Annotated in this window: 23 protein-coding genes; 12 read left to right on the forward strand and 11 right to left on the reverse strand. The window is 57.3% G+C overall.

The window, feature by feature from the left end:
- The first annotated feature begins 18 nt into the window (after positions 1-18).
- The 11 genes from ABVT35_RS04015 (at position 19) to ABVT35_RS04065 (ending at position 9,477) form a co-directional block, all read left to right on the forward strand.
- Positions 19-1,053 (forward strand): sugar ABC transporter substrate-binding protein, encoded by a 1,035-nt coding sequence (locus tag ABVT35_RS04015; RefSeq protein ID WP_368464988.1) that lies wholly within the window; start codon positions 19-21, stop codon positions 1,051-1,053.
- Positions 1,054-1,142: 89 nt separating this feature from the next.
- Entirely contained in the window at positions 1,143-2,669 is a 1,527-nt protein-coding gene (locus ABVT35_RS04020; protein ID WP_368464989.1) for a sugar ABC transporter ATP-binding protein, read from the forward strand.
- The gene (locus ABVT35_RS04025; RefSeq protein WP_368464990.1) at positions 2,666-3,688 is read left to right on the forward strand and encodes an ABC transporter permease; all 1,023 of its coding nucleotides are present in this window, start codon (positions 2,666-2,668) and stop codon (positions 3,686-3,688) included. The genes ABVT35_RS04020 and ABVT35_RS04025 overlap by 4 nt, the downstream gene beginning before the upstream one ends.
- A 1-nt stretch (position 3,689) precedes the next feature.
- Positions 3,690-4,478: an SDR family NAD(P)-dependent oxidoreductase gene (locus tag ABVT35_RS04030; protein WP_368464991.1), complete on the forward strand. Its 789-nt coding sequence runs from the start codon at positions 3,690-3,692 to the stop codon at positions 4,476-4,478.
- Between the two features lie 24 nt (positions 4,479-4,502).
- Positions 4,503-4,997 carry a lactoylglutathione lyase family protein gene (locus tag ABVT35_RS04035; protein ID WP_368464992.1) on the forward strand — a complete coding sequence of 165 codons (495 nt, stop codon included), beginning with the start codon at positions 4,503-4,505 and terminating at the stop codon, positions 4,995-4,997.
- The gene (locus tag ABVT35_RS04040) at positions 4,990-6,054 is read left to right on the forward strand and encodes a C-terminal binding protein (protein ID WP_368464993.1); all 1,065 of its coding nucleotides are present in this window, start codon (positions 4,990-4,992) and stop codon (positions 6,052-6,054) included. The genes ABVT35_RS04035 and ABVT35_RS04040 overlap by 8 nt, the downstream gene beginning before the upstream one ends.
- On the forward strand, positions 6,035-6,706 hold the full coding sequence (locus ABVT35_RS04045) for an RraA family protein (RefSeq protein ID WP_368464994.1): 672 nt from the start codon (positions 6,035-6,037) through the stop codon (positions 6,704-6,706). Before ABVT35_RS04040 ends, ABVT35_RS04045 begins: the two co-directional genes overlap by 20 nt.
- Positions 6,687-7,607 carry a 2-dehydro-3-deoxygalactonokinase gene (locus tag ABVT35_RS04050; RefSeq protein ID WP_368464995.1) on the forward strand — a complete coding sequence of 307 codons (921 nt, stop codon included), beginning with the start codon at positions 6,687-6,689 and terminating at the stop codon, positions 7,605-7,607. Before ABVT35_RS04045 ends, ABVT35_RS04050 begins: the two co-directional genes overlap by 20 nt.
- On the forward strand, positions 7,604-8,236 hold the full coding sequence (locus ABVT35_RS04055; protein WP_368464996.1) for a 2-dehydro-3-deoxy-6-phosphogalactonate aldolase: 633 nt from the start codon (positions 7,604-7,606) through the stop codon (positions 8,234-8,236). The genes ABVT35_RS04050 and ABVT35_RS04055 overlap by 4 nt, the downstream gene beginning before the upstream one ends.
- On the forward strand, positions 8,233-8,940 hold the full coding sequence (locus tag ABVT35_RS04060; protein WP_368464997.1) for an SDR family NAD(P)-dependent oxidoreductase: 708 nt from the start codon (positions 8,233-8,235) through the stop codon (positions 8,938-8,940). The genes ABVT35_RS04055 and ABVT35_RS04060 overlap by 4 nt, the downstream gene beginning before the upstream one ends.
- A gap of 12 nt (positions 8,941-8,952) precedes the next feature.
- The gene (locus ABVT35_RS04065; protein WP_368464998.1) at positions 8,953-9,477 is read left to right on the forward strand and encodes a 2,4'-dihydroxyacetophenone dioxygenase family protein; all 525 of its coding nucleotides are present in this window, start codon (positions 8,953-8,955) and stop codon (positions 9,475-9,477) included.
- Positions 9,478-9,796: 319 nt separating this feature from the next.
- On the opposite strand, the gene ABVT35_RS04070 is transcribed toward ABVT35_RS04065, so the two are convergent.
- From ABVT35_RS04070 to ABVT35_RS04080, 3 genes are read right to left on the reverse strand one after another with little or no spacing between them, the layout of a single operon-like run.
- On the reverse strand, positions 9,797-10,246 hold the full coding sequence (locus tag ABVT35_RS04070; RefSeq protein ID WP_368466268.1) for a CoA-binding protein: 450 nt from the start codon (positions 10,244-10,246) through the stop codon (positions 9,797-9,799).
- Between the two features lie 5 nt (positions 10,247-10,251).
- Positions 10,252-10,623, reverse strand: a complete 372-nt coding sequence (locus tag ABVT35_RS04075) for a 2Fe-2S iron-sulfur cluster-binding protein (RefSeq protein ID WP_368464999.1) — start codon at positions 10,621-10,623, stop codon at positions 10,252-10,254.
- Positions 10,623-11,987: a selenium-binding family protein gene (locus tag ABVT35_RS04080; RefSeq protein ID WP_368465000.1), complete on the reverse strand. Its 1,365-nt coding sequence runs from the start codon at positions 11,985-11,987 to the stop codon at positions 10,623-10,625. The genes ABVT35_RS04075 and ABVT35_RS04080 overlap by 1 nt, the downstream gene beginning before the upstream one ends.
- Positions 11,988-12,261: 274 nt before the next feature.
- Here ABVT35_RS04080 and ABVT35_RS04085 point away from each other — a divergent pair, with 274 nt between their 5' ends.
- Positions 12,262-13,191: a LysR family transcriptional regulator gene (locus tag ABVT35_RS04085; RefSeq protein ID WP_368465001.1), complete on the forward strand. Its 930-nt coding sequence runs from the start codon at positions 12,262-12,264 to the stop codon at positions 13,189-13,191.
- A gap of 13 nt (positions 13,192-13,204) precedes the next feature.
- On the opposite strand, the gene ABVT35_RS04090 is transcribed toward ABVT35_RS04085, so the two are convergent.
- The 8 genes from ABVT35_RS04090 to ABVT35_RS04125 form a co-directional block, all read right to left on the reverse strand.
- On the reverse strand, positions 13,205-14,317 hold the full coding sequence (locus ABVT35_RS04090) for a dimethylsulfoniopropionate demethylase (protein WP_368465002.1): 1,113 nt from the start codon (positions 14,315-14,317) through the stop codon (positions 13,205-13,207).
- 15 nt (positions 14,318-14,332) lie between these two features.
- Positions 14,333-14,692, reverse strand: a complete 360-nt coding sequence (locus ABVT35_RS04095) for a hydroxyisourate hydrolase (RefSeq protein ID WP_368465003.1) — start codon at positions 14,690-14,692, stop codon at positions 14,333-14,335.
- Positions 14,689-16,434 (reverse strand): thiamine pyrophosphate-binding protein, encoded by a 1,746-nt coding sequence (locus ABVT35_RS04100; protein WP_368465004.1) that lies wholly within the window; start codon positions 16,432-16,434, stop codon positions 14,689-14,691. The genes ABVT35_RS04095 and ABVT35_RS04100 overlap by 4 nt, the downstream gene beginning before the upstream one ends.
- A gap of 17 nt (positions 16,435-16,451) precedes the next feature.
- On the reverse strand, positions 16,452-17,756 hold the full coding sequence (locus ABVT35_RS04105; protein ID WP_368465005.1) for an alpha-hydroxy acid oxidase: 1,305 nt from the start codon (positions 17,754-17,756) through the stop codon (positions 16,452-16,454).
- Positions 17,757-17,837: 81 nt separating this feature from the next.
- A complete protein-coding gene (locus ABVT35_RS04110) occupies positions 17,838-19,106 on the reverse strand; it encodes a TRAP transporter large permease (protein ID WP_368465006.1) in 1,269 nt (422 codons plus the stop codon).
- Entirely contained in the window at positions 19,103-19,630 is a 528-nt protein-coding gene (locus ABVT35_RS04115) for a TRAP transporter small permease (RefSeq protein ID WP_368465007.1), read from the reverse strand. Before ABVT35_RS04115 ends, ABVT35_RS04110 begins: the two co-directional genes overlap by 4 nt.
- A 79-nt stretch (positions 19,631-19,709) precedes the next feature.
- Complete coding sequence (locus ABVT35_RS04120) at positions 19,710-20,747, reverse strand: TRAP transporter substrate-binding protein (RefSeq protein WP_368465008.1); 1,038 nt, start codon at positions 20,745-20,747, stop codon at positions 19,710-19,712.
- A 315-nt stretch (positions 20,748-21,062) separates the two neighbouring features.
- Complete coding sequence (locus ABVT35_RS04125; protein WP_368465009.1) at positions 21,063-22,547, reverse strand: NAD-dependent succinate-semialdehyde dehydrogenase; 1,485 nt, start codon at positions 22,545-22,547, stop codon at positions 21,063-21,065.
- Positions 22,548-22,575: the final 28 nt, after the last annotated feature.

The raw sequence follows: 22,575 nt of genomic DNA on the forward strand, positions 1-22,575 counted from the left end.
ATGATCAGGGAGGTAAACATGATCAAAGCACTACGCAACATTACTCTGGCAGTCGGTTTCGCAGCCGTCGCGGTTGGCGCACAAGCCGCCGACTATCCCGCACCGGTTCCGCTCAAGGAGGGAGCACAGGCTGACATCAGCGCGATCAAGCCGAAAAACGAAAAATTCCGCATTGCCTATATGCCTCCGGCAACCGAGTTCAACTACTACATTGCTATCGGTGAAGGCATCAAGTCGGTTGGCGCCGAGGCCGGTGTTGAAGTTTTCATGCTGGCGCCGCAGAGCGGTGCGGACATCAACGGCCAGATGGGCATGATCCAGGACGTTCTGACCCAGGATGTCGATGCGATCATATTCGGAACGCATGATGAGTTTGCAGCGGCACCGTTGCTGAAGCAAGCAGTCGACCAGGGCATTGCGGTTTTGATGATCAACTCCGACATTCCCAATTTCCCGACGCCTATTCATGGCGTGGTGGGCTATTCACAGCGCAATGGCACCCACGCAATTGCCGATTGGGCAATCGAAAACTACGGCGACAAACCGCTCAAGGTAGGGATTATCGAAGGGCAGCCCGGCTATCATTCGACCGAACGCGTCGGTGGTTTTCTGGACGGCATCAAAGGAAATGACAACTTTGACGTCGTTGTTTCGATTGATGGAAAGTGGAATGTCGAGGGCGGCAATACAGCCGGAATGGACATTCTGCAGTCGCATCCGGATCTGGATATCATCTTTGCAGCCAATGACTACATGATTATCGGCGCCTCGTACGCCGCCAAGGCGTTGGGTCGTTCGGATCTTGTATTGCTTGGCAATGATGGTGATACATCCGGGCTCGAGGAAATCGCTGCCGGCAACATCACCGCGACCGTCAATACCTCTCCCTATCTGATGGGCAAGGCTGCCATGCATGCAACCCTCGATGCGTTGGCAGGCTCCTATCCGGGCGGTTGGATCGAAACGCCGACGTCGATCGAAGACAAGGCCGGCGCCGTTGCGGTTTTGCAGGAGCCCGAAAAGCTCTTCCCGCAACCGTCCAAGAAGTACTGAGCTTCTCCCTGGTCTCCGGTGGCACATGTTTCGTGTCGCCGGGGAGCAGGAAGACAAAACTTCCAGCATTGCAAAGCAGTAGCAATCAGATGTCCAGCAAAGCCACACCTCTCTGGGAATTTGTCGATGTCAGCAAGGCCTATCCGGGCGTGCTGGCGAACGACAAGGTCTGCATCAAGCTCATGCCAGGTTCCATCCACGGTTTGCTGGGTGAAAATGGCTGTGGCAAATCCACGCTGATCAAAACACTATCGGGCGTGCAGCAGCCGGACAGCGGAAAGATCCTGCACAGCGGAAAAGAGGTTCAGATCGCAGACCCGCAAGATGCGCGGAACAGGGGTATTGCGACCGTTTTTCAAGAGTTTTCGATCGTTCCGACATTGTCGGTCGGCGAGAACATCTTTCTCGGCAATATGCCGAGATCCCGTCTTGGCATGATTGACTGGAACAAAGTCAATGCCGATGCGGCAGCCGTGCTTGAGGAAATGGAAGTCGAGATCTCGCCGGAAGCTATAACCGGCAGGCTGTCGGTCGGTGAGCAGCAACTGGTCGAAATCGCCAGCGCCGTGGCGATGGACGCGAAAATGATCATCCTGGATGAACCGACGGCGGCGCTTGGCGAAAGTGAAATCGAGCGCCTGCACCAGTTGCTTCGGAAAATGCGAACACGCGGAACGGCGATCCTCTATGTTTCGCACCGGCTGGATGAAGTCGAAAGGATCGTCGACGAGGTGACGATCCTGCGTGGCGGCCGCGTCGTACGTGCGAGCGGTGAAACCGAAATCAATGTCGGTCAGATTGTCAGTGCCATGGTCGGAGAAGACATCGCCGAACATTATCCCAAGGAAAGAAATTCCACCGATCAATTGGTTCTGTCCGCCAAGGATCTGAAAACCAAAGCCGGCGTTCACAATGTCAGTTTTGAACTCTTCAAGGGAGAAGTTCTGGGGCTTGGTGGTGTGCTCGGCAGCGGGCGGACCGAAATCGCCCGCGCGCTTTTCGGTGTCGATCCGCTGCTGCAGGGCGAGGTCATTCTCAACGGCAGACCATTGGAAGTCCGGCATGAAATGGATGCCATCAATGCCGGTCTGGCCCTGGTGCCGGAGAACCGCAAATTTGATGGCCTGTTTTTCAATTTCAGGGCGAGCGGCAACATTACGGCAGCATCGCTGGGGTCAATTTCCCGTTTCGGCGTGCTCGATTTGAGCGCCGAAGAAAAGGGAACCGAAAGACTGATCGACGAGCTCGAAATCTCGGCGCAGGCTGAAGAAAAAACAGTCAATTTCCTGTCCGGCGGCAATCAGCAGAAGATCGTCATCGCCCGCTGGCTCTTTTCCGAGGCGCAGGTGCTGATTCTCGATGAGCCGACGCAAGGCATTGATATAGGTGCAAAAATTGCCGTCTACAAACTTATCAATGCACTCACCAGAGCAGGCAAATCGATCATCCTGATCAGTTCCGATCATGACGAGCTGCTCGCGATGAGCGACCGGATCGCGGTTGTTCAGCACGGAACCGTGGAGCGTGTCGTCGCGGCAGCAGACCTGACCCACAACGATCTGGTTCGCGCATCCGCGGATTCACTTGAAAGCGCGACGATGGAGGCAGCGCAATGAAGCGAATTTTTGACTCCCAACTCATCGGTCCTTTTGCAGCGATGGTCATCGTCGCGGTGGTTGTCGCACTGACGACCGATCGCTTTCTCAACCCGGGTAATCTGTCGAACCTTTCTCTTCAGGTCAGCATCGTTGCGCTGATTGCCATAGGCTCGACCATTGTGATCTTTGCTGCCGGCATCGATCTGAGCTCGGGTTCGATGGTGGCGCTTTTAACGATGATCCTTGCGCAGATGCTGAAGTTCATGGGCATACCGCTTGCCGTCGCCCTGCCACTGATACTGGTCATAGGCGCTCTGTTTGGCCTGGCATTGGGTATGATCACCGCCTATGGACGCATACCTGCATTCATCACCACACTGGCGGCGCTGATCGCCTTTCGCGGCCTGGCGCTGACTTTCAATAACGGATCGCCGATATTCTCGCTCGATCCCGCGCTGGAACCGGTTTTTTACGGAAAACTCGTCGGCATACCGATGCCGTTTTTCTACCTGGTGTTCTTCTACGCCCTTGCTGCGTTCATGATGAATTTCACCAAGCTTGGCCGCGAGATTTACGCTGTTGGCGGCAATCCTGCTGCCGCTGTTCTGACCGGCATCAACGTGCGCAAGGTTCAGGCGATGACCTTTGTCATTGCCGGATTCATGACCGCCGTCGGCGCGGTTTTGATGTCGGCACGTTTGAATAGCGGCTCCCCCAACTATGGCCAGACGCTGGAATTGCAAGCCATCGCGGCAGCGGTGGTTGGCGGCGCGAGTCTTGCCGGCGGACGCGGCAACATCCTGGCGACCCTGATGGGCGCGATGACGATTGTGATCGTACAAAACGGCCTCAATCTGAACGCCGCTCCCTCTTCGGTGCAGAACATCGTGCTCGGTGTGATCATTCTGCTCGCCGTGGGTATCGACATGTGGCGAACCGAGATCTCAGCAGCACTTTCCAGAATATTCGGAAGATCGAAAGACGGCGCCGAAAGCACAGCGGCAAGCGGCGAGTCGGTAGCGAGCAAAGGACGCTAAAATGGATCTCGGACTGAAAGACAAGCTTGTCCTCGTTACCGGTTCCGGCTCGGGAATCGGCAAGGCCACGGCAAAGGTATTTCTGGAAGAAGGCGCTAGGGTGGTTATCCATGGCCTCACCGTTTCAGAAGTCGAAGCCTGTGTTGCCGACCTGTCGGCGATCGGGGAGGTCACGGGCAGTGCCGGCGATCTGACCAATCCGTCAGATGCAAACGATCTCTGCGCGTTCACACAGAATCTTGGTGCGGTGGATGTGCTTGTGAACAATGTCGGGATTTTTTCGGTCAAACCCTTCGAGGATCTGACCGACGAGGACTGGATGCGCTATTTTGACATCAACGTGCTCAGCGCCGTTCGCATCAGCCGTGTGATCCTTCCCGCCATGCTCAAACGAGGCACCGGCTCCATTGTCAACCTGGCAAGCGAGGCGGGGGTCAAGCCGCTGCCGCAAATGGTCCACTACTCGGTGACAAAAACCGCCATGTTGGGGCTCACGCGCGGCATGGCGGAACTGACCAAGGGCACAAAGGTCCGCGTCAATTCCGTGCTGCCCGGACCGACCTGGACCGAAGGCGTTAAAGCCTATTTCGACGGCCTGGCTGAGCAAAAGGGCGAGCCGCTGGACGGCATCGTTGAAAACTACTTCAAGCAAGATGAGCCGACGTCGCTGATTCAGCGCTTCGTTGATGCCAATGAAGTGGCGCGAACGATTGTGACCGTCGCGGCCAATCCGGCAGCCAATGGCGCTGCATATCGCATCGAAGGCGGAATTATCCGCAGCATTCTATAGTTCAAAAATACGCAGGAGTCTCCAATGGTTGCGCTGACATTCTCTCATATCGGTATCACTGTCCCGGATCTGGAAAAGGCCGTTGAGTTCTACTCCAAGGCCTTCGATCTCTATGTGATCATGGGGCCGACCGAAATCCGGCATGACGAAAGCGCAATCGGCCAGATGTGCGATGATGTATTCGGTGAAGGCTGGGGCTCATTCCGGATTGCCCATCTGTCCATGGGCGACGGAACGGGGATTGAGCTCTTTGAATTTCCCAACACGGTCGAGGAAGAACGGCCGTTTGAATACTGGCGTCGTGGGCTGTTTCACTTTTGCGTTCAGGACGCCGATGTGGAGGCCCGTGTCAAGCTGATCGAGGAACTGGGCGGCAAGCAGCGCATGAGCCAGGTGCGCAAATACTACCCGGATGAAAAGCCCTATCGCATGGTCTATTGCGAAGATCCGTTCGGCAATATTTTTGAGCTCTACAGCCATTCCTACGAACTGACTTATTCGGCGGGGGCCTATGTCTGATCCGGGGGCACTGCTCAGGCGGTCGGATCGACCCAAAGTCGTCATCACCGACTACGACTTTGGCGATGTCGATATCGAGCGCGAAATACTGGAAGGCGCTGGCGCACAGGTCGTCGCACTGCAGAGCAAGCAGGAATCAGACCTGTTCAGTGCGGCGCGGGATTGCGCCGCGATGATCAACCAATATGCGCGCATCGGCGGCGAGACGATCGCTCGGATGCAGAATTGTGAAGTGATCGCGCGCTATGGTGTTGGTGTTGATATCGTCGATGTCGAAGCGGCAACGAGCAGGGGAATTCTCGTTACCAATGTCCGCGACTACTGCACAGAAGAGGTCGCGGACCACGCGATCTCCCTGTGGCTTGCGCTGGCGCGCAAACTGCCCGACTACGATCGCGCCACCCATCAGGGCATCTGGCGCTGGCAAAGCGGCAAGCCAATCCATCGCTTGCGCGATCGCACCATGGGCATTGTTTCCTTCGGCAAAATCGGACAGGCCATTGCCATGCGCGCCAAACCCTTTGGCGTGAGGGTGATCGCTTTCGATCCCTATTTGCCGGCTGATGTCGCTGCAAGTCATGGTGCCGAACTGGTTTCGAAGGCAGAACTGCTGAGACGGTCAGACTATATTCTGATGCAGGCTCCGATGACGCCGGAGACCCGGCATTTCCTGTCGGATGCCGAATTTGCCGCCATGAAGCCCGGCGCGATTCTGGTGAACACGGGACGCGGTCCGACCGTCGACAACAAGGCTTTGTACCGCGCACTCACCGAAGGCCATATCGCCGCTGCGGGCCTGGATGATCCTGAGGAAGAGCCTGCAAAAAGGGCTAAGTGGTCACCCGATAACAACCCGATCTTCACGCTTCCGAATGTGATCGTCACGCCCCACGCCGCTTACTACTCCGAGGAATCCATAAAGACCGCGCGAGTGACCGCAGCAACGCAGGTTGCAAAAGTGCTCACCCGACAACAACCCGACTATCCAGTGAATGCAGAAGCACTGGTGCTGTCCGAACAACACCGGAAAGAAAACGATGCTGAAAGTATACAATGAGTTCGAACGCCGTCCCGACCTGCTGGCCAAATTCGATGATGTGTTGAATTGTTATTCGGCTGCGGCCGTATTTGCTGATGTCCAGTACCGGCTTGGCGTCATGGACAGCGGTATCAAGCCGGCTTTCCGCGCAAAGGTGACAGGACAGGCCATTACGGTTCAGCTTTCAAAGGGCGACCTTGTCGATCCGCTGAAGGCGCTTGAGATGGGTCAGTCGGGAGATGTGATTGTCGTCGATGCCGGCGGCGATCCGAATACATCGGTTTGCGGTGGTCTGATGGGCGGCCTGGCCCGGAACCGGGGTATTCGCGGCATGATCGTCGATGGTGCGGGCCGCGACACCGACGAGCTTGAAGACATCAACTGGCCGATCTGGACCCGGGCGATTACGCCGCGCGGCACCCACACCATGTTCTCGGGCCGCAAGGAAGAACTGTCGATCAACGTTCCAATCCATTGTGGAGGTGTTGTCGTCAATCCGGGAGACTTCATCGTGGCGGATCTGATGGGCGTTACCGTGATCCCGCTCGAGAATGCCGAAGAGGTCGTGAAACTTGCGCAGGAGCAGGCCGATCGCGAAGAAGAAACCCGCAAATGGGTCGCCCAGGGCAAAACTGTCGAGGACTTGCTGAATGAATTCGGCCGCATCTGAACCGGCCCTGATCGGTATCGATTGGGGGACTTCGTCGCTTCGGGCGTTTCTGATCGGATCGCGGGGCGAAGTGTTGGACAGCGTCTGCTCCGGGCAGGGGATCATGCATGTGGAAGACCGTGATTTTGACGCTGTCTTTCATGGATTGATCGAACCCTGGGCGGAAATGAAAAACCTTCCCGTGATCGCGTCAGGCATGATCACCAGCCGAAACGGATGGGTGGAAACGCCCTATGTCAACGTGCCTTCAGGTGCCGAGGATCTGGCTAACGCATTGGTGCCCTTCGAAACCACAGATGGCGTGACCGTTCGATTTGTGACCGGCATGACAACCGAACATGGCGGCGCTCCGGACGTGATGCGCGGAGAAGAAACCCAGATCGTGGGTGCATCGGCCATGGGCATGGGTGATGGTGTTTTTGTCATGCCGGGCACCCACAGCAAGTGGATCACCGTTTCGGATGGCCGGATCGAAGACTATGCCACATTCATGACGGGTGAAGTTTTTGGCGCGCTGCGCTCCCACACGATTTTGGGAACATTGATGGTCGATGCGCCTTTTAATGAAGATGGATTCCACCAGGGTGTCGAATCCGGCCTGGTGTCCGGTGCAAATCTGTTGCACGAGCTGTTCCACGTCAGGACCCTGCCGCTGTTCGGCAGGATTTCAGAGGAAATGGTCGCCGACTATCTTTCGGGCATGCTGATCGGAGCCGAGATCCGCGCTGCAACTGCCGGGCAAACCGCGAATGCAACGGTCACCATCGTCGGACGTGATGATCTGGCAGACCGCTACGGAATCGCGCTCGAGGTGGCTGGCCTCGAGAGCCGCCGGGCGCCGGACAATATTGTCGCGCGCGGACACTTCCTGATCGCAAAATCAGCCGGTCTGCTGTCATGAACCTTTGGCAGAAGGTTATAGCGGAAAATCCCCTGATCGCCATATTGCGAGGTCTTGAACCGGGTCGCGCCATCGATGTTGCGGATGTTCTGGTCGATTGCGGATTTCGCATCATCGAGGTGCCGCTCAACTCGCCCGACCCACTAAGTTCGATCGAACGAATTGCCAGGAAATATGGCGACCGGGTTGTCGTGGGGGCAGGAACAGTTCTGACAGCGAGTGATGTTTCAGATGTCGTCGAGGCTGGCGGCCGTATCATCGTTGCGCCCAATATGAACCCGGAAGTCGGCGCACGCGCCGTCTCGCTGGATGTAAAATGGTGTCCCGGCGTGTTGACGCCGACCGAAGCCTTTGAGGCGTTGCGACTTGGTGCGGAAGTGCTGAAATTCTTTCCCGCCGAGTTGGTGCCTCCACAGGCGATTGCAGCGCTTCGCGCCGTTCTTCCGCAAGGTGCGCTTGTGGCAGCCGTCGGCGGGATCACGCCTGAAACGATGCGATCATACTATTCCGCCGGTGCCAACAGCTTTGGCCTGGGTTCTGCTTTATTCAGACCGTCTTACGAGTTGGCCGACCTCAAGCAACGCGCAACAACCTTTGTTAAAACGTACGCTGAACTGAAAAGACGATGAAAAAGATCGTCGTTGTGACCGGTGGAACCCGGGGTATCGGTGCTGGAGTGGCGAAGAAACTTTCGCAGGCGGGATGGCAGGTAATCGCTGCCGGTGTTTCGCAAGCGGAAATCGATGCCTTCGACGGGCCGGAAGAGATTGAATTGCAGCTACTGGACGTTACAGATTCAGAATCTGTGAAGAATCTGTTTTCCACCTTGGACCGCTTGGATGGTTTGGTGAACTGCGCCGGAATTCTTCAGCGCGGGGTGGAGTACGACATAGATGTTTTCAGTCATGTCATCGACGTCAATCTGACCGGCACAATGCGCTGTTGCCTGGCTGCTCATCCGCTTCTCGTGAAAGCTGGCGGTGGGGCCATCGTCAACATGGCATCGATGTTGAGCACATTTGGCGGCCCTCTGGTGCCGGCATATTCGGCCTCGAAAGGCGGTGTTGCGCAACTGACCAAGGCCCTGGCCGGAAAATGGGCCGAAGAGCGTATTCGCGTCAACGCGGTTGCTCCTGGCTGGATCGAAACGGAAATGACGCAGGGTTTGCGGGATTTGCCTGAACGCGGCGATGCGATCCTGTCGCGGACCCCGATGAAACGTTGGGGGCAGGCCGTCGAGGTTGCAGCGCTTGTCAAATGGCTATTGTCTGATGAAGCCAGTTTTGTCACCGGAGCCGTCTATCCGGTCGATGGCGGTTATCTGGCGATGTAGGGAGATTGAGTGATGCCAGTAGAAAACGATACCGATCCCGGAACACCCTATCAACTGCCGTTTCCGCAACATGCACTTGATGAAATCGTCATTCCCGATGCTGTTCCTGAGGACGAGCGTCTTTGGGTGCCGCAAGCGGAAAACGTCTGGTTTCGCCCGTTATGCCTGAACCGGTCCCAGGGGTATTGGATGAATCTCCTCAAGGTCAGGAAATCCGGCGTTCTTTCACGACACCGTCATCCGCAGGCCGTTCACGGCTTCGTTCTTAAAGGCCGCTGGCACTACCTGGAACACGACTGGGTGGCTGAGGAGGGAGGATATGTTTTCGAGCCTCCCGGTGAAACACACACTCTTGTCGTACCTGACGGGGTGGAGGAAATGATCACCTATTTCCAGGTCAATGGCGTGATGTGTTACGTCGACCCATGGGGCAAGGTATTGGGATACGAAGACGTTTTTACCAAGATCGACCTGTGCAAAAAGCACTTCGCCGCCGTTGGCCTGGGTGAAGATTACGTTGACCGCTTCATAAGGTGAACCAGATCCGTACCTGATAGCTGGTCTGTAATTGTTATTTTTTCAAAAGCTTGAGAATCTGACAGTATGCGCGAATTACCGCAGATAAATCCGGCATGAAATCAAAACGTTAGCCGCATGATTGATCTTCGAACACCCCACGATCTGCGCTCGAAGAGCAGGGCTGCGAAACCACCATGCATTGCCAACGCCACAATAGCTGTCCACAATTCCCGGCGGCCTTCAGTTTTGAGTGCTACCGGCAGGGCAAGTGTTTTGTTTCGAAGCTACGACAATGAAGCATGGCATTAGGGCGGGCGCCAGCGCATCATGTCCGCATTCAAATCTGCTGATTGAGCCTTGGTTTCCAGAACGGGCGGAAGAGTTCGATTTTAGGGCAGCGGTTCATGACCACTTTCATGCCGGCGTCCTCGGCAAGGCGTGCCGCCTCGTCGTCACGCACGCCGATCTGGGCCCATAGCACCTTGGCGCCGATGTCTATGGCCTCCCTGGTGATTTCCATCAGCGCATCCGAGCTGCGGAAGACCTCGACCATGTCGACCGGCCTGTCGATGTCGGCCAGCGATCCGTACACCCTGATGCCGCGTATGTCGCCGCCGGCGATCCTCGGATTAACAGGCGCCATGTCATAGCCGGTTTCGTGCAGCACGCGCAAAACGCCGTAGCTGAATTTCGTCGGATCCGGACTTGCCCCGACCATGGCGATGGTTTTGACGCTTTTGAGGATGTCGGCCAGGTATTCGGCCGGATAATCCTCGTCGTGGTTAATGTGAGTCATGGCGTTTCCTTTTCAGGTGTCGCGATATCCGGCTTCAACTCGTCCGGCCGCAGCGGGCTGGCGAACGGATTGCGGTAGAGCGTGTCATGGCTTTCAACGCCGATATTCAAGGTGCAGTCGCTCAAGGGCCGGGCAACGCACAGCAAAATGTAGCCATCGCGAAGCTGGCGATTGTTGAGCGCAACGGCCGCCTTCTGATCGACTTCGCCGTCAATCAGCTTCGCGGCGCAACTGATGCAGCCGCCATATTTACATCCATAGGGCAGGGATACGCCCTGTGCTTCCAGCGATTTCAGCAATGTCTGCCGGCGATCGACGCGGAATGCCGCACCGCCACGATTGGCCAATGTGATCGTGAACTTGCCCATCAGATGAAAATGTCCGATGTGCAGTCGCCGCCCGGATAGCGCGTCTCGTGGCAACGGGCAGGACCGTTCGGCTCCTTGCCGAAATCGACAAAGAAGTCCGGGTCGATTTCCATGCCGCCGTTTTCCGTGTCGCAGTTGACCATCACCATGCAGCCGCCGTTCTGCCGGATCTCGGGGTAGAACTGGTTGTCCCAGGTCGAAAACAGCGAGGTGGTGACGTAGAGCCGCTTGCCGTCGAGCGACAGTTGGATCATCTGCGGCCCGCCGGTGATGGTGTGCCCGTTCACCTGTGGTGCTTTGTTCAAAAGGCCGCCCATCCACACCTGCCCGGTGAATTTGGGGTTTGACGGATCGGAGATATCGTATTGGCGGATATCGCCATGCAGCCAGTTGCAGAAATACAGGAACCGGTCATCCATCGACAAAAGGATCACGGTGATCATGCCGGGCAGCGGGATCGGCCATTCGGGGTGCTTTTCGTTCTCCACGTCGATGATCTTTTCCCAGGTCCATTCATCGTCCTTTTTGTACCAGTGGATGATGTTGGAGCTGAGCGCGGCGCCGACAAAGCCGTGACAGGAATCGGGATCGTGGTGAAAACGAACCTCCAGCGGAACAAGGCCGTCCTCGCCAAGATAGAAGGTCTGCTCGACCTTCCGGTTCTCGAAATCCCAGAAATGCAGTTCGCGGCCATATTTCAGATGACCGACCTCTTCCAGGTCAAATCCCGGCATGAAGGTGTTGGGGGCGGCCCATTCGGATGAGACCATGACATTGTGGCGCGGCTGGTACCAGAAATCATAGTTGAACTTCATGCCGCCGAGATCGTTCTCCCAGCGCCCGACGATCTCGAACTCCTCGTTGAGATGCAAAAAGCCGCCCGGCGCATTGCCCTGCGCATCGCCAAGCATTGAAATGATGATGTCCGGTCCAAGGCAATGAACCGTATGGGGCGCCGAGAGATTGGTTTTGGCCTTGATCTCGTCGCCTTCAATCACCTTGTGCAGGCGCGGCTGGCGCGGATCGGTAACGCAGTCGACGATGTGGATGTTTGAAGAACGCACCCCCGGCACGATCAGATAACGCCGTTCCTTGGTGGCATCGTGATGGCACGATGAGCAGGCATTCCAGCCCATATGATGCAGCTCGTCGCCAATGCCGGGCATCTCAAGACGGCTGATGACCTGGCTGTAGGTCGGGCTGTCGGGGTCGGCATCGACGGTTGCCAAATAATCGGGTTTCTGAATGCCCGTTCCGATGTAAAGCGCAACGGTGTAGAGCAGTTTTTCCCGCGGTGCTTTCATCGCCTCTGCGGGAGACGCGAAGCCGGGCCCGCAACACGCTTCGGCATTGTTACTTGCCATGGTTCCCTCTCTATCGTCAGCTTGTGCTGCCTGTTTTTCACCGGTTGGCCTTGGTCCAACGCAGGATAGATCGTGGATCTTATTTGATAATGATAATGTTGTAGGGCACTCATTTGGAAAGACTATGAATAGGGTGCCTGTGCATTGAGCGGCAGCGGATTTACTCACATCGTCCCTGATTGCCCTGGCGATCGGTTTTGCGTATCAATAGAATTTATGAATGATTGTGTGGTTTGCCACCAAAATTCAAATGATACTGTATGCGAGGTGAACCGTGAATTTGAGGCAGCTGGAAGCGTTTCGCGCCACGATGCGCAGCGGATCGATCACCGCCGCTGCTGAAATCCTGCATATCTCGCAGCCAAGCGTCAGCCGTCTTATTTCAGATCTGGAAGCCTCCGTCGGCTTTCCGCTCTTCCTGCGTGCCGGGCGTGGCTTGACTGCGACGGTCGAGGCGCGCCGGTTCTACCGCGCCGTCGAAGGCATGTTTGTCGGCATCGACCGGCTGCAGGATCTCGCCAACACCATACGAAACACCGCCGGCGGCGTTGTTTCGATGGGTATCATTCCGTCGCTTGCATCGATCGAAGCACCCAAGGTGGTCAATGAACTCTACCAAAAGCGCTCCGATATCCAGATCATGATCTACGAGCGCAACACGCCGTCGATTGTCGACGCTGTTCAGATGCAGCAATTCGATCTGGGAATTGTCGGGCGTCAACCGCCCTATGGCGGTGTGGAGACCCTGTTCCAGACCACCATCCCGTATGTATGTCTCATTCCCGAAACGCACGAGCTTGTTGGCGAGCCGGGTCCGGTGGATTTGAATGAGCTTGCGGATCAGGAGACATTTGTCACTTTTGGCGGCGTCTTTCCCGATGAAATGCTGGGTATGGATCAGGCATTGTCGCAGCGTCTTCAAAGCAGGTCGCGCTTGTCGGCTGCCAATATGCCCGTTGCGGCGTCGCTTGTGCGCGAGACCGGAGCCTTTGCCATTGTCGATCCGTTTTCGGCCGAAATGGCTGTCAGGCTGGGCGGTGTCGCGTTCCGGCCCCTTCGGCAGAAGCTCAATTACAATATCGCCGTCATCACCCGTGGGCGCGACACGCTTTCCCTCGAGGCGAGCGAGCTTGCGAAAATCGCCGCCGAGCGGCTGAGCGCGCGCGTCGAAGAGGTGAAGGCCTTTTCCGCGCACCGCTCATAAAGTGGCGCCATCTTCAGGAAAACGGCAGATCTGAAATCTGTCCGAGGTGGCGGTTTTCGTCGGCGGAGGTGACGATAACCTCGCGACCTGTATCCCAATAGGAACGGTCAATCATTGCCAGCCCCACATTGCATTTCAGCCGCGGTGACCATGCAGCGGAGGTCATCTGACCCACTCGAACACCGTCGGCGGTGACCGGCCAGGGCATTGTGCAGGAAGGGCAGGGCACGGTGCCGAACGCAACGCCGCGAATTATGCGCGTGACGCCTTCGGCTGCGATTTTCTGCAACGCCCCACGCCCGATAAAATCGATGGAGCCGTCCAGCGTGCAGTATTTCCCCAGACCGATCTCGAGCGGGTTGTTTTCCCGGGTCATTTCGTTGCCGTAGGAAAACAGCCCGCCTTCAATCCGCTCGATTAGGTTGGGGCAGCCGGGCCGGATATCAAATGGCCTGCCAGCCTCCCAGATCGTGTCCCAAAGCGCGGGTCCTAGCGCACTGTCATCGAGATAGATTTCGAAGCCACCCTGCCGGGAATAGCCTGACCTGGCGATGAGCTGTGGTGCGCCACGAAAATCGAAATGGTCGAACTTGAAAAATCCGACTTTGCTGATGGCGTCGCCAAATACCGATACCATTAGCGCCTCGGCTTTCGGGCCCTGCACAGCCAGCGGCGATACATCCGGTTCGCTGACAATCACATCCAGACCGGCGCCGACTGCCAGCCCGTCGGCATAAAGCAGAACATCGGAATCCGCGATCGATAGCCAGAACCTGTCGGCGGCCAATTTGAGCATGACCGGATCGTTGAGGATGCCTCCGTTGCGGTCGGTGATCGGGATATAGAAACAGTCGCCGATATCAGCCCCGCTGATGTCGCGAGGTGTCATCCACTGTACCAGTCTGGCTGCATCCGGGCCCTTGATTTCAACCTGCCGCTGGCAGGAGACGTCCCAGATCTGCGCATGTTGGCGCAGGTGCCAGTAGTCTTCCTCGAGGGACGGCTCGAATGCCTTCGGCAACAACATATGGTTGACAACGGAATAGCCGCGAACGCCTGCTGCCTCGACGCGGTCCGTATAGGGCGTCCGCCTGATCCGGCGGGACATGTTCAAGCCATCTGCCACGGCTGTCTCTCTTGATTAACTCGACCACCAGACGGAATAGCTGTTAGGCGAGATGATGATGGGAATATGATACCGCTTGTCCGGGTCCTGCATCTGCACCCGAATGACGATTTCGGAAACCAGCTGGGGACCATCGCGCGGCAGCTCGCGTTCGGCCCAGTATGGACCTGTCCTGAACGTCATTTCGTAAACGGTTTGGGGATCGGCCCAGCTTAATTCGATTTCCCGCACGAGCCGTCCGTCCGCCCCTGTTGATTGCGTGAACCATGTTTCACGCGATCCGTCGCTGTTCAGCCTGGACAAAGTGACTTCGATGCCACCGCAGTGGGATCCGTCGACACCGTTGAGGACATGCGTTGAGATGGTTGCCGTCATTCGATCGATGCCTTGTCGCGCTTGTCTGAGGTTGCCGCCACGATCGGACTGATGACACCACGGCATTTTACGTTCACGCAGGCCGTTTTGCCGCTGTTCATGGCGCGGCGCAGGGCCGGGACCAGTTCCGAGCGGTTGGTGACCAGTTCTCCATGCCCGCCAAGCCCCTCGAACATGGTGTGGAACGGAATGTCCCGAAAATCAGTGGCGAAGTGCTTGCCGTTCGCAAACAGGCGTTCCTGTTGCTGCGAAATGCAGTCGAGCCCGCCATTGTTGTCGATGACGACCGTAATGGGCAGGCCTTCCTGAAACGCCGCTTCTATGGAAAGACCGCCCGACAGGAACGCGCCGTCCCCGGATATCAGGACAACGTTCCGGTCTGGATGCGTGTTCTTTGCGGCCAGTGCAAATGATACACCGACGCCAAGCAGGCTGTAATTGCCGGGATGCATGATGCCGCCCAGCTTTCTGCCCTGCCAGCCGGCAAGATTGACCGCGATCTCCGACCAGAAATGCGTATTGCCGCCATCGAAGACCAGCCAGTCCTCATCGCCCATTTCCTCCTGCACATCCAGCGACAGTTGAAGGGGATGCATTTTGCCGTTCTTTGCGGCGTCGGCCTCCGTTTCTACGGCGAGATCGGCCAGTGTTTTTTCGACCCATTCGCCACGTTTTTGCCGGTTTGCCTCAAACCAGTCATTTGAAAGAGCCCAATTGCCGCTGGCTTCAATTTCCATCAGTGCGTCGAGGAATGCTCCCGGATCACTGAGCAGCACCGCATCCGCGGCGCGATTATACTCCAGCTCCTCATGGCTGCCGTTGACGCATATCAGCTTGGTTGTTTCGGGAAAAAACGGCGGGTTGCCGAAATTCATCTGATTGTCGAGACGTCCGCCGATCATCACCACGACATCGGCCTTGTGAATGGCAAATTTCGAGGGCTGATACTGGTGAAAATCGGCGAGCCCCATATAGGCCCCGCAATCCTCGCCCAGCAGCTTCTGGTGATAGGGTACATTGAATATCGGAATGTTCAGCGTTTCACCGACCGCCTGCAGTTTGTCTTCGTTCCGTGACCACCAGACGCCGTGTCCTCCGATGATGACCGGGTGTTTGGCGGAGCCGATGAGATTCAGAACATCTTCAAGCGCCTCAGGGTCTGGCCAGGCACGTGGAGGGCTGCGATCATTTCGCACAAACGGGCGTTCCTCACGTCCCGCATTCTCCTCAAATGAGGAGAACATGATGTCCACGGGCAGGCTCAAGTGTACCGGCCCGGGATAGCCCGTCGTTGCCGCCGTCCAGGCGCGATCGACAAATTCGCCGATCCGCTCTCCGTCGGTGATCTGGATGGAATATTTCGTCAGCGGAGCGGCGATTGCCACGTCGTCAATCTCCTTGAAACCGCCCGATCCCTGTCGCTTGAGGGTTGACGACCCGGTGACGAATATGACGGGAGACCGTTCGCCCCAGGCTTCCAGCATGGCCGGAACGGCATTGGCAAATCCTTCCGGCCCGACAAGGCAGACGGCGGGTTTTCGGGTGATGCGCGCATGCCCGTCAGCCAGATGGCCGGCAACCTGTTCGTGCGGGCTGTTTATCACCGGCATCTGACATTCCATAAAGCCTTCAAGCGCCGGGTTGCAGAACCCGCCGGCAAGGGTGAAGACGTGGTCCACGCCTTTTTCCTTGAGGGCCCGGGCAAGCAGCGCACCGCCGCGAATTCTGTTTGTACTGGTCATGTCGGGCTGCGTCTTCCTCAGGCTCTCTTGATGGACTTGGTGATGTGAAGTTGGGTGCTCTTTTCGGTCAGCGATGCCGGCGGGTTGATCAACACGTCCCGGCTGATTTCGCCGGGCCGCGTCAAACCAAGCTGGGCCAGCGTCAGGCTGATTTCCTCGGTAAATATGCTGAACAGCGAATTGAGGCCGCGTTCTCCCTCAGCGCCAATCGCGAACAACAGGGGACGGCCGAGCATGACGAAGTCGGCGCCGAAGGCAAGCGCCTTGACGACATCTTCGCCGCTGCGAATGCCGCTGTCGAAAATCAGCGGATAGTCCGGTCCGAGTGCTGTACGGATTGCGGGCAGGAGTTTGATGGCTGCAGGCGCACTGTCGAGCTGGCGGCCGCCATGGTTGGAAACATAAATCGCGTCTGCACCGCAGCTCTGGATCCGTTTCGCATCCGCCACGGATGTCACTCCCTTGATGACAAGCCTGCCGGGCCAAAGGTCGCGCAGGCGGTTGAGAAAAGCCCAGTCGGCACCGGCCCGGCTTGCACCCCTGTCAAAACCGCTGTTGCCGCGGTCCGTCGGAAAATTCTTTGCTGATGGCGCGCCGTTGACAAGGGTTGTCAGCGACCATTTCGGATGGGCGGCAAAGTCCAGAAACTGCCGCGGTCCAATCCGGAACGGCATTTCAAAGCCGTTCCTGAGATCGCGCACACGCCGCGATACCTGGGGAACATCGACAGTCAGGACCAGCGTTTCATATCCGGCTGTTTTTGCCCGCTCGACCATGTCGAGTGTGTGGTCCATGGATTGGCCGACATAGAGCTGGAACCAGGCCCTGCCTTCCGTCCAGCTAAGCATGTCCTCGATCAGGCAGGATGCGGCCGAAGACAGGCACAGCGGCGCGTTGAACCTGTTTGACGCACGCGCCAGCATCCGGTCTGCGCCGTGCCAGATCAGGTCGCACATGCCCATCGGCGCGATGCCCACTGGACAGTCATACTCCGAGCCGAGAAACGTCGTTCGCAGATTACGGCTGGAAACGTCCTGCATAACGCGGGGCTGCAGTTCGATTTCGTCAAAGGCTGAAATATTCTTCGCGGCAGCGATTTCGCGGCCTGCGGCACCGTCGACAAAGTCGAATACAAGCCTGGGCAGCCTGCGGCGGGCAAGCATCCGCGCGTCCTCCGCCGTGAAGATGCGGCGGCTCTGTTTCGTTGTCTTGTCGCCTGAAGGTGCTATCTTACTTCCCCCTCGAAATGGTCGGGCATTTGCTCGTTGCAGGATATGCCGGACCGAATTCAGCCCGCCAATCGAATGTTGTCGGGCACTCATTCGGATTTGCTATGAAATCCAAATGTTTTCCGGTGGTTGAAGCAATGAACAGATCGGGTGGTTGAGGCATTCGGGCGGCTCCTAGTTCAAAACACCCGGCAACCAGGTCGACGCGGCAGGAACCAGCGCCATGAGGACGCCGTAAACGATCCCGACGAGGACAAAGAGCGGTATCTCCCGGAAGGCCTTTTCGGGACTTGCCTTGACCACCCCGGCGGCCGTATAGACGCCGACGCAAACCGGCGGCGTGATCATCCCGATCCCGGCAAACGCGACGAAAACCACATAAAGATGCAGGATGTCGAGTTTCAGCGACAGTGCGATCGCGGCAAAGATCGGAACCGTCAGATAGAAGACCGGCACGATCTCGATGAATGTCCCTAAAATCAGGCAGATTGCGGCAACCGCGAACCAGAACATCATCTCGGTGCCGCCCATATCGGTGAAATAGGCAATGATCTTCTGCGGCGCCTGCGAATAGGTCAGCACAACGCTTAAGAAGGTCGCCATGGCGATGATCGCAAATATGACCGCGGTGACCTGTGCCGTTTGCTTCAGACAATCAAGAAGTGCCGAGGGCGTCAGTTCACGATAGACGAAAAAGCCCACCAGAATGGCCCACACACCAGCAACAGCAGCGGATTCGGAAGGTGTCAGGAGACCCGCATAGATGCCGCCGAGTATTATGACCGGTGTAAACAGGCCCGGTATGGCGGCCCACGCGGCGGAAAGTTTTTCGCGCCCGGTGGCGGCAACCGGGTTGCGGATCTCCCGGCATTTCCATACGACGACCGCAATCATCATCAAGAGCAGGACAAAACCCGGCACCACGCCCGCCGCAAATGTCTTCGAAACGGGCACATTGGTCAGGGCGCTGAAGAGGATGGCGGCGTTCGAGGGCGGGATCAGCGCTTCCAGCAGAGCTGCCGAGGCCGCAAGCACGATGACAAAGGGCCTGGGATATCCCTGCTCGATCATCTTTGGCATCATGATCGTGCCGACCGCGGTGATCGCAGCGAGGATGGAGCCGCAGAAAGCGGCGAAAAAACCCATGGCAATGACCATTGCAATGCCGAGACCGCCGGGCCAGTGGCCGACAAGCACGGTTGCAAAGGAAACGAGCCTTGACGCCGCGCCGCCGCGCAGCATGACCATGCCGGTGAAAATGAACAGCGGAACGGCGATCAGCACGTGTTTGGTCATTGAACCGAATGCCACCTGTATCAGGGTCGACCACGGTAGATTCAGCCCCCAGATCGCCGCCACGGAACTGCCGAGTCCGAAGACCAGAAAAACCGGAACGGAAAGGAGCAGAAGAAGAGCCGATAGAACAATCGCGATAAGGTTCATGTCAGAGATTTCTCCGCATCCCTCTGCCCGACAATCTCGTTCGCCGTTTCGAGAAACAGCTCAAGCGAGAATGAAGCGAGCATTGTGAACCCGACGGGAAATGCCAGATACATCCACCAGATGGGTACCTCGATTTCCAGTTCCATCAACTGGCCCAGACGCCGAAACAACGCCACGGCTTCGCCGCCTGCGATCAAAAAGATGATCGAAGCGCCAAAGGCGATTGCGTAGCAAACGAGCATCAAAACACGTTTTGCGTCGGGTCCGATAAGTGCGGGCAAAAGATCGACCTGAATGTGCTGCCCCGAGCGAAGCAGCGGTCCGAGCAAGGGAAAGACCAGCCAGGGCACCAGCGCCGGCGGCAGCTCTATCAGCCAGTCGTAGCCTTGCCCCGAAACAAAACGCGTTGCCGCGCTTGCCGTGAGTGCAACAACCATGATCCCCACAATCGTGAGTCCCACCGTCATCGCAAGCCTGGTGAGGCCCTCATTCAGGATGCGCAAAGCCTTCAAGATCGTTTTCATCTTGCTCACATTCCAACGGGCCCGCCGCCGCGGAAGCTGAAAAAGCTCCCGCCGTGACGGGCGATTTCTGGGCAGGTCGTCAATTAGACGAGAATTCCTGGGCGGCCTGCAGCGTAGATGATTCCACAAGATCAGCCATTCCCGGCATGACCTGTTCGGTCATCAGCGCATCGAACTCGGCCTTGGCATCACCATCCAGCATGGTGACGGTTCCGCCACGCTCCTTGAATTCGGAAAGCGTGTCTTCCCCGGTCTGCATGATCGTGGCGGTCGATTTGCCGCCAATCTCGGCGCCGACATCCATAATGATCTTTTGCAGGTCTTCGGGAAGATTGTTGAACCAGTCCGAGTTCGCCATGATGTAGGCGTCGGCGAAATACTGATAGGGGAGCTGCGCGTATTTGAGGTATTCCCACCAGCTATAGGCCTTGATGCTGCCGGGCGGGCTGTTGATCGTATCGATCATACCGGTCTGCAGAGCGGTATAGACCTCACGCGTCGGCAGCGACACCGTATTGGCACCGAAAGCCTCCCACATGGGACGTTCGCTCTTGATCAGCGCGCGCGCTTTCAATCCCTTCATTGCAGCGACGCCCGTCAGTTCCCGTGCGGCACTGAATGTCATCACCGGTCCTACCGGATCGAACATGACAAGCGTGGTATTGGATTTGGATGTTATGTCGTCCCAGATTTTTCGTCCGGCTTCCGATTCAAGAAAAAAAGCGCGTTGCTGATCGTAGGATGCGAAAGCACCCGGATAGGCGATGACATTGTAGTTCTTGTTGATCGGCGGAAAGCTGACGATGCCGACAATGCCGCCAAGCTCGACCGCGCCTGACGTGACGGCCCCGAGGATTTCACGGATGCCGAAAAGCTGTCCTGAAGGAAATGTATCGATGCGCAGCCGTCCCTTGGCACGCCGGTTCACCTCGTCGGCAAACATCTGGGCATGAACAGCTGAGTGGTGCGTAGGGCTCCAGTGATAGCCCAATCTGCCGACAATCTCCTCAGCAGAGAGCGGCAAAGTGCCCAGTCCAACGAATATACCGGCGGCTATTGCTGCGAAACGTCCAAGTTTCGACACACCGCTTCTGATCAGGCTGGTTGTCATATACATGTTTTCCTCCCTTCATCGCCACGCTGCCAGAAGCAGTTGCTCCTATGAATCAATGCGTTGGCGCCATCATGGCAAAGCAACGCCGATTTGGATCAAACGTGCCTGCTGCACGGATCCTGATCGAGCCTAGGGAGAATGAATGCATTCAACAAATAGCAATTGTTGGAGGATGTATCCGGATTTCCTATGGTTTTATTGAAGACGCCAATGGAAAGGGGACCGTTAAAGCGCGACGCATTTCAACGAAAATGGTTTGACGGGGATTTGCAGGCAATTAAAGCCTGAAAGCAGTGAAATTCACACGTGGCGACGGGCCTAAGCCCAGTCGCGGCACACATACTTGACCTCGGTAAAGGCTTCCAGCCCCAGGCGGGATCCTTCACGTTCCAGGCCGGATTGTTTCATGCCGCCAAAGGGTATCGGGGCCCCGGTCACCTTGGTACGGTTGACGGCAACCATCCCGAATTGCAGCGTCCTGCTTGCGCGGAAAATCCGCCGAGGGTCCTGCGTGTGCAGATAGGCCACCAGCCCGAATTCGGTATCGTTTGCCCGTCGCAAGACCTCTTCCTCGCTGTCGAACGGAGTGACAGCTGCGACCGGACCGAAAGTCTCCTCGTGCAAGATCAGCGCATCGTGCGGGACATCGCACAGAACCGTTGGCTGGAAGAACAATCTGCCGCTCTCGTGGCGCTTGCCTCCCGTGAGAACCCGTGCACCCCTGGCAACGGCGTCGGCAATATGTTCTTCCTGCTTGGCCACTGCCTTTTCGTTCATCAGCGGACCGATATCCGGATCGTCAAGCCCCGGGCCGACGGTCAATCGTGCGGCTTCGTCGGCAAAACGGCTGCAGAACGCCTCGTAGACAGGACGCTCCGCAAAATAACGGTTGGCTCCAAGGCAGTCCTGGCCGGATGTGGCAAACTTCGCCTTGACCGCTTCGCTGACCGCCAGGTCTAGATCAGCGTCGGAAAAAAGGATGAACGGTGCGTGTCCGCCCAATTCGAGAACCAGGCGTTTCACCGTGCTTGCGGCCTGCGAATAGAGCAGTTTGCCGATATCGGTCGAGCCGGTGAACGAGACCGCGCGGACCCGCGGGTCTGACATCCACGGCTCGACGACGGCCGGCGCACTGCCGGTCACGACGTTGAACACGCCGGCGGGAAAACCTGCGCGTTCCGCCAGTTCGGCGAGTGCCAGTGCGGAAAAGGGTGTCTCGGCGGAAGGGTGGGCAACGACCGTGCAGCCGGCGGCAAGCGCAGCGGCAGCCTTGCGTGTCAGCATCGCCGAAGGAAAATTCCACGGCGTGATGAGAGCCGCGACGCCGACCGGCTCGCGCCACACTTCAACCTCAGCATCGGGCAGGTGAGAGGTGACGCTTTCGATATTCGGGCGCTTTGCTTCTTCAGCGTAGAATTCGACGAAGGACGCGCCATAGTCGATTTCACCGCGCGCCTCGGAAATCGGCTTTCCCTGCTCGAGCGTCATGATCCTCGCCAGGTCTTCCCGATGCTCGATTATCAGTTCGAACCACCGCCGCAGCATCGATGAGCGATGCTGTGGCAGCAGCAAGGACCATTCGGGAAATGCGGCCTGCGCGCGGTCAACGGCCGCGGCGCTGTCCGTGCCCGACAGGCTGGCAACCTCGCCGAGATGACCGTCATCGGCCGGATTGGTGACCGCAGATGTTATGCCGCCGGTGCCGGCGGTCCAGCATCCGCCGACATAGGCAAGACTGCGCAGCAGGGATGGGTCGGACAGGCCCCAACAGGTCGTTTTGGGCGTGGATATAGCTAGGGACATGGCATCGCTCGATATTTGATGAGATGCC

Source organism: Hoeflea sp. TYP-13 (assembly GCF_040932035.1).
Lineage (GTDB): Bacteria > Pseudomonadota > Alphaproteobacteria > Rhizobiales > Rhizobiaceae > Hoeflea_A.

Coding starts and splice junctions, on each gene's coding strand:
- ABVT35_RS04015 (WP_368464988.1), top strand. CDS start 19: ATGATCAAAGCACTACGCAACATTACTCTGGCAGTCGGTTTCGCAGCC.
- ABVT35_RS04020 (WP_368464989.1), top strand. CDS start 1,143: ATGTCCAGCAAAGCCACACCTCTCTGGGAATTTGTCGATGTCAGCAAG.
- ABVT35_RS04025 (WP_368464990.1), top strand. CDS start 2,666: ATGAAGCGAATTTTTGACTCCCAACTCATCGGTCCTTTTGCAGCGATG.
- ABVT35_RS04030 (WP_368464991.1), top strand. CDS start 3,690: ATGGATCTCGGACTGAAAGACAAGCTTGTCCTCGTTACCGGTTCCGGC.
- ABVT35_RS04035 (WP_368464992.1), top strand. CDS start 4,503: ATGGTTGCGCTGACATTCTCTCATATCGGTATCACTGTCCCGGATCTG.
- ABVT35_RS04040 (WP_368464993.1), top strand. CDS start 4,990: ATGTCTGATCCGGGGGCACTGCTCAGGCGGTCGGATCGACCCAAAGTC.
- ABVT35_RS04045 (WP_368464994.1), top strand. CDS start 6,035: ATGCTGAAAGTATACAATGAGTTCGAACGCCGTCCCGACCTGCTGGCC.
- ABVT35_RS04050 (WP_368464995.1), top strand. CDS start 6,687: ATGAATTCGGCCGCATCTGAACCGGCCCTGATCGGTATCGATTGGGGG.
- ABVT35_RS04055 (WP_368464996.1), top strand. CDS start 7,604: ATGAACCTTTGGCAGAAGGTTATAGCGGAAAATCCCCTGATCGCCATA.
- ABVT35_RS04060 (WP_368464997.1), top strand. CDS start 8,233: ATGAAAAAGATCGTCGTTGTGACCGGTGGAACCCGGGGTATCGGTGCT.
- ABVT35_RS04065 (WP_368464998.1), top strand. CDS start 8,953: ATGCCAGTAGAAAACGATACCGATCCCGGAACACCCTATCAACTGCCG.
- ABVT35_RS04075 (WP_368464999.1), bottom strand. CDS start 10,623: ATGGGCAAGTTCACGATCACATTGGCCAATCGTGGCGGTGCGGCATTC.
- ABVT35_RS04080 (WP_368465000.1), bottom strand. CDS start 11,987: ATGGCAAGTAACAATGCCGAAGCGTGTTGCGGGCCCGGCTTCGCGTCT.
- ABVT35_RS04095 (WP_368465003.1), bottom strand. CDS start 14,692: ATGACGGCAACCATCTCAACGCATGTCCTCAACGGTGTCGACGGATCC.
- ABVT35_RS04100 (WP_368465004.1), bottom strand. CDS start 16,434: ATGACCAGTACAAACAGAATTCGCGGCGGTGCGCTGCTTGCCCGGGCC.
- ABVT35_RS04105 (WP_368465005.1), bottom strand. CDS start 17,756: ATGAGTGCCCGACAACATTCGATTGGCGGGCTGAATTCGGTCCGGCAT.
- ABVT35_RS04110 (WP_368465006.1), bottom strand. CDS start 19,106: ATGAACCTTATCGCGATTGTTCTATCGGCTCTTCTTCTGCTCCTTTCC.
- ABVT35_RS04115 (WP_368465007.1), bottom strand. CDS start 19,630: ATGAAAACGATCTTGAAGGCTTTGCGCATCCTGAATGAGGGCCTCACC.
- ABVT35_RS04120 (WP_368465008.1), bottom strand. CDS start 20,747: ATGTATATGACAACCAGCCTGATCAGAAGCGGTGTGTCGAAACTTGGA.
- ABVT35_RS04125 (WP_368465009.1), bottom strand. CDS start 22,547: ATGTCCCTAGCTATATCCACGCCCAAAACGACCTGTTGGGGCCTGTCC.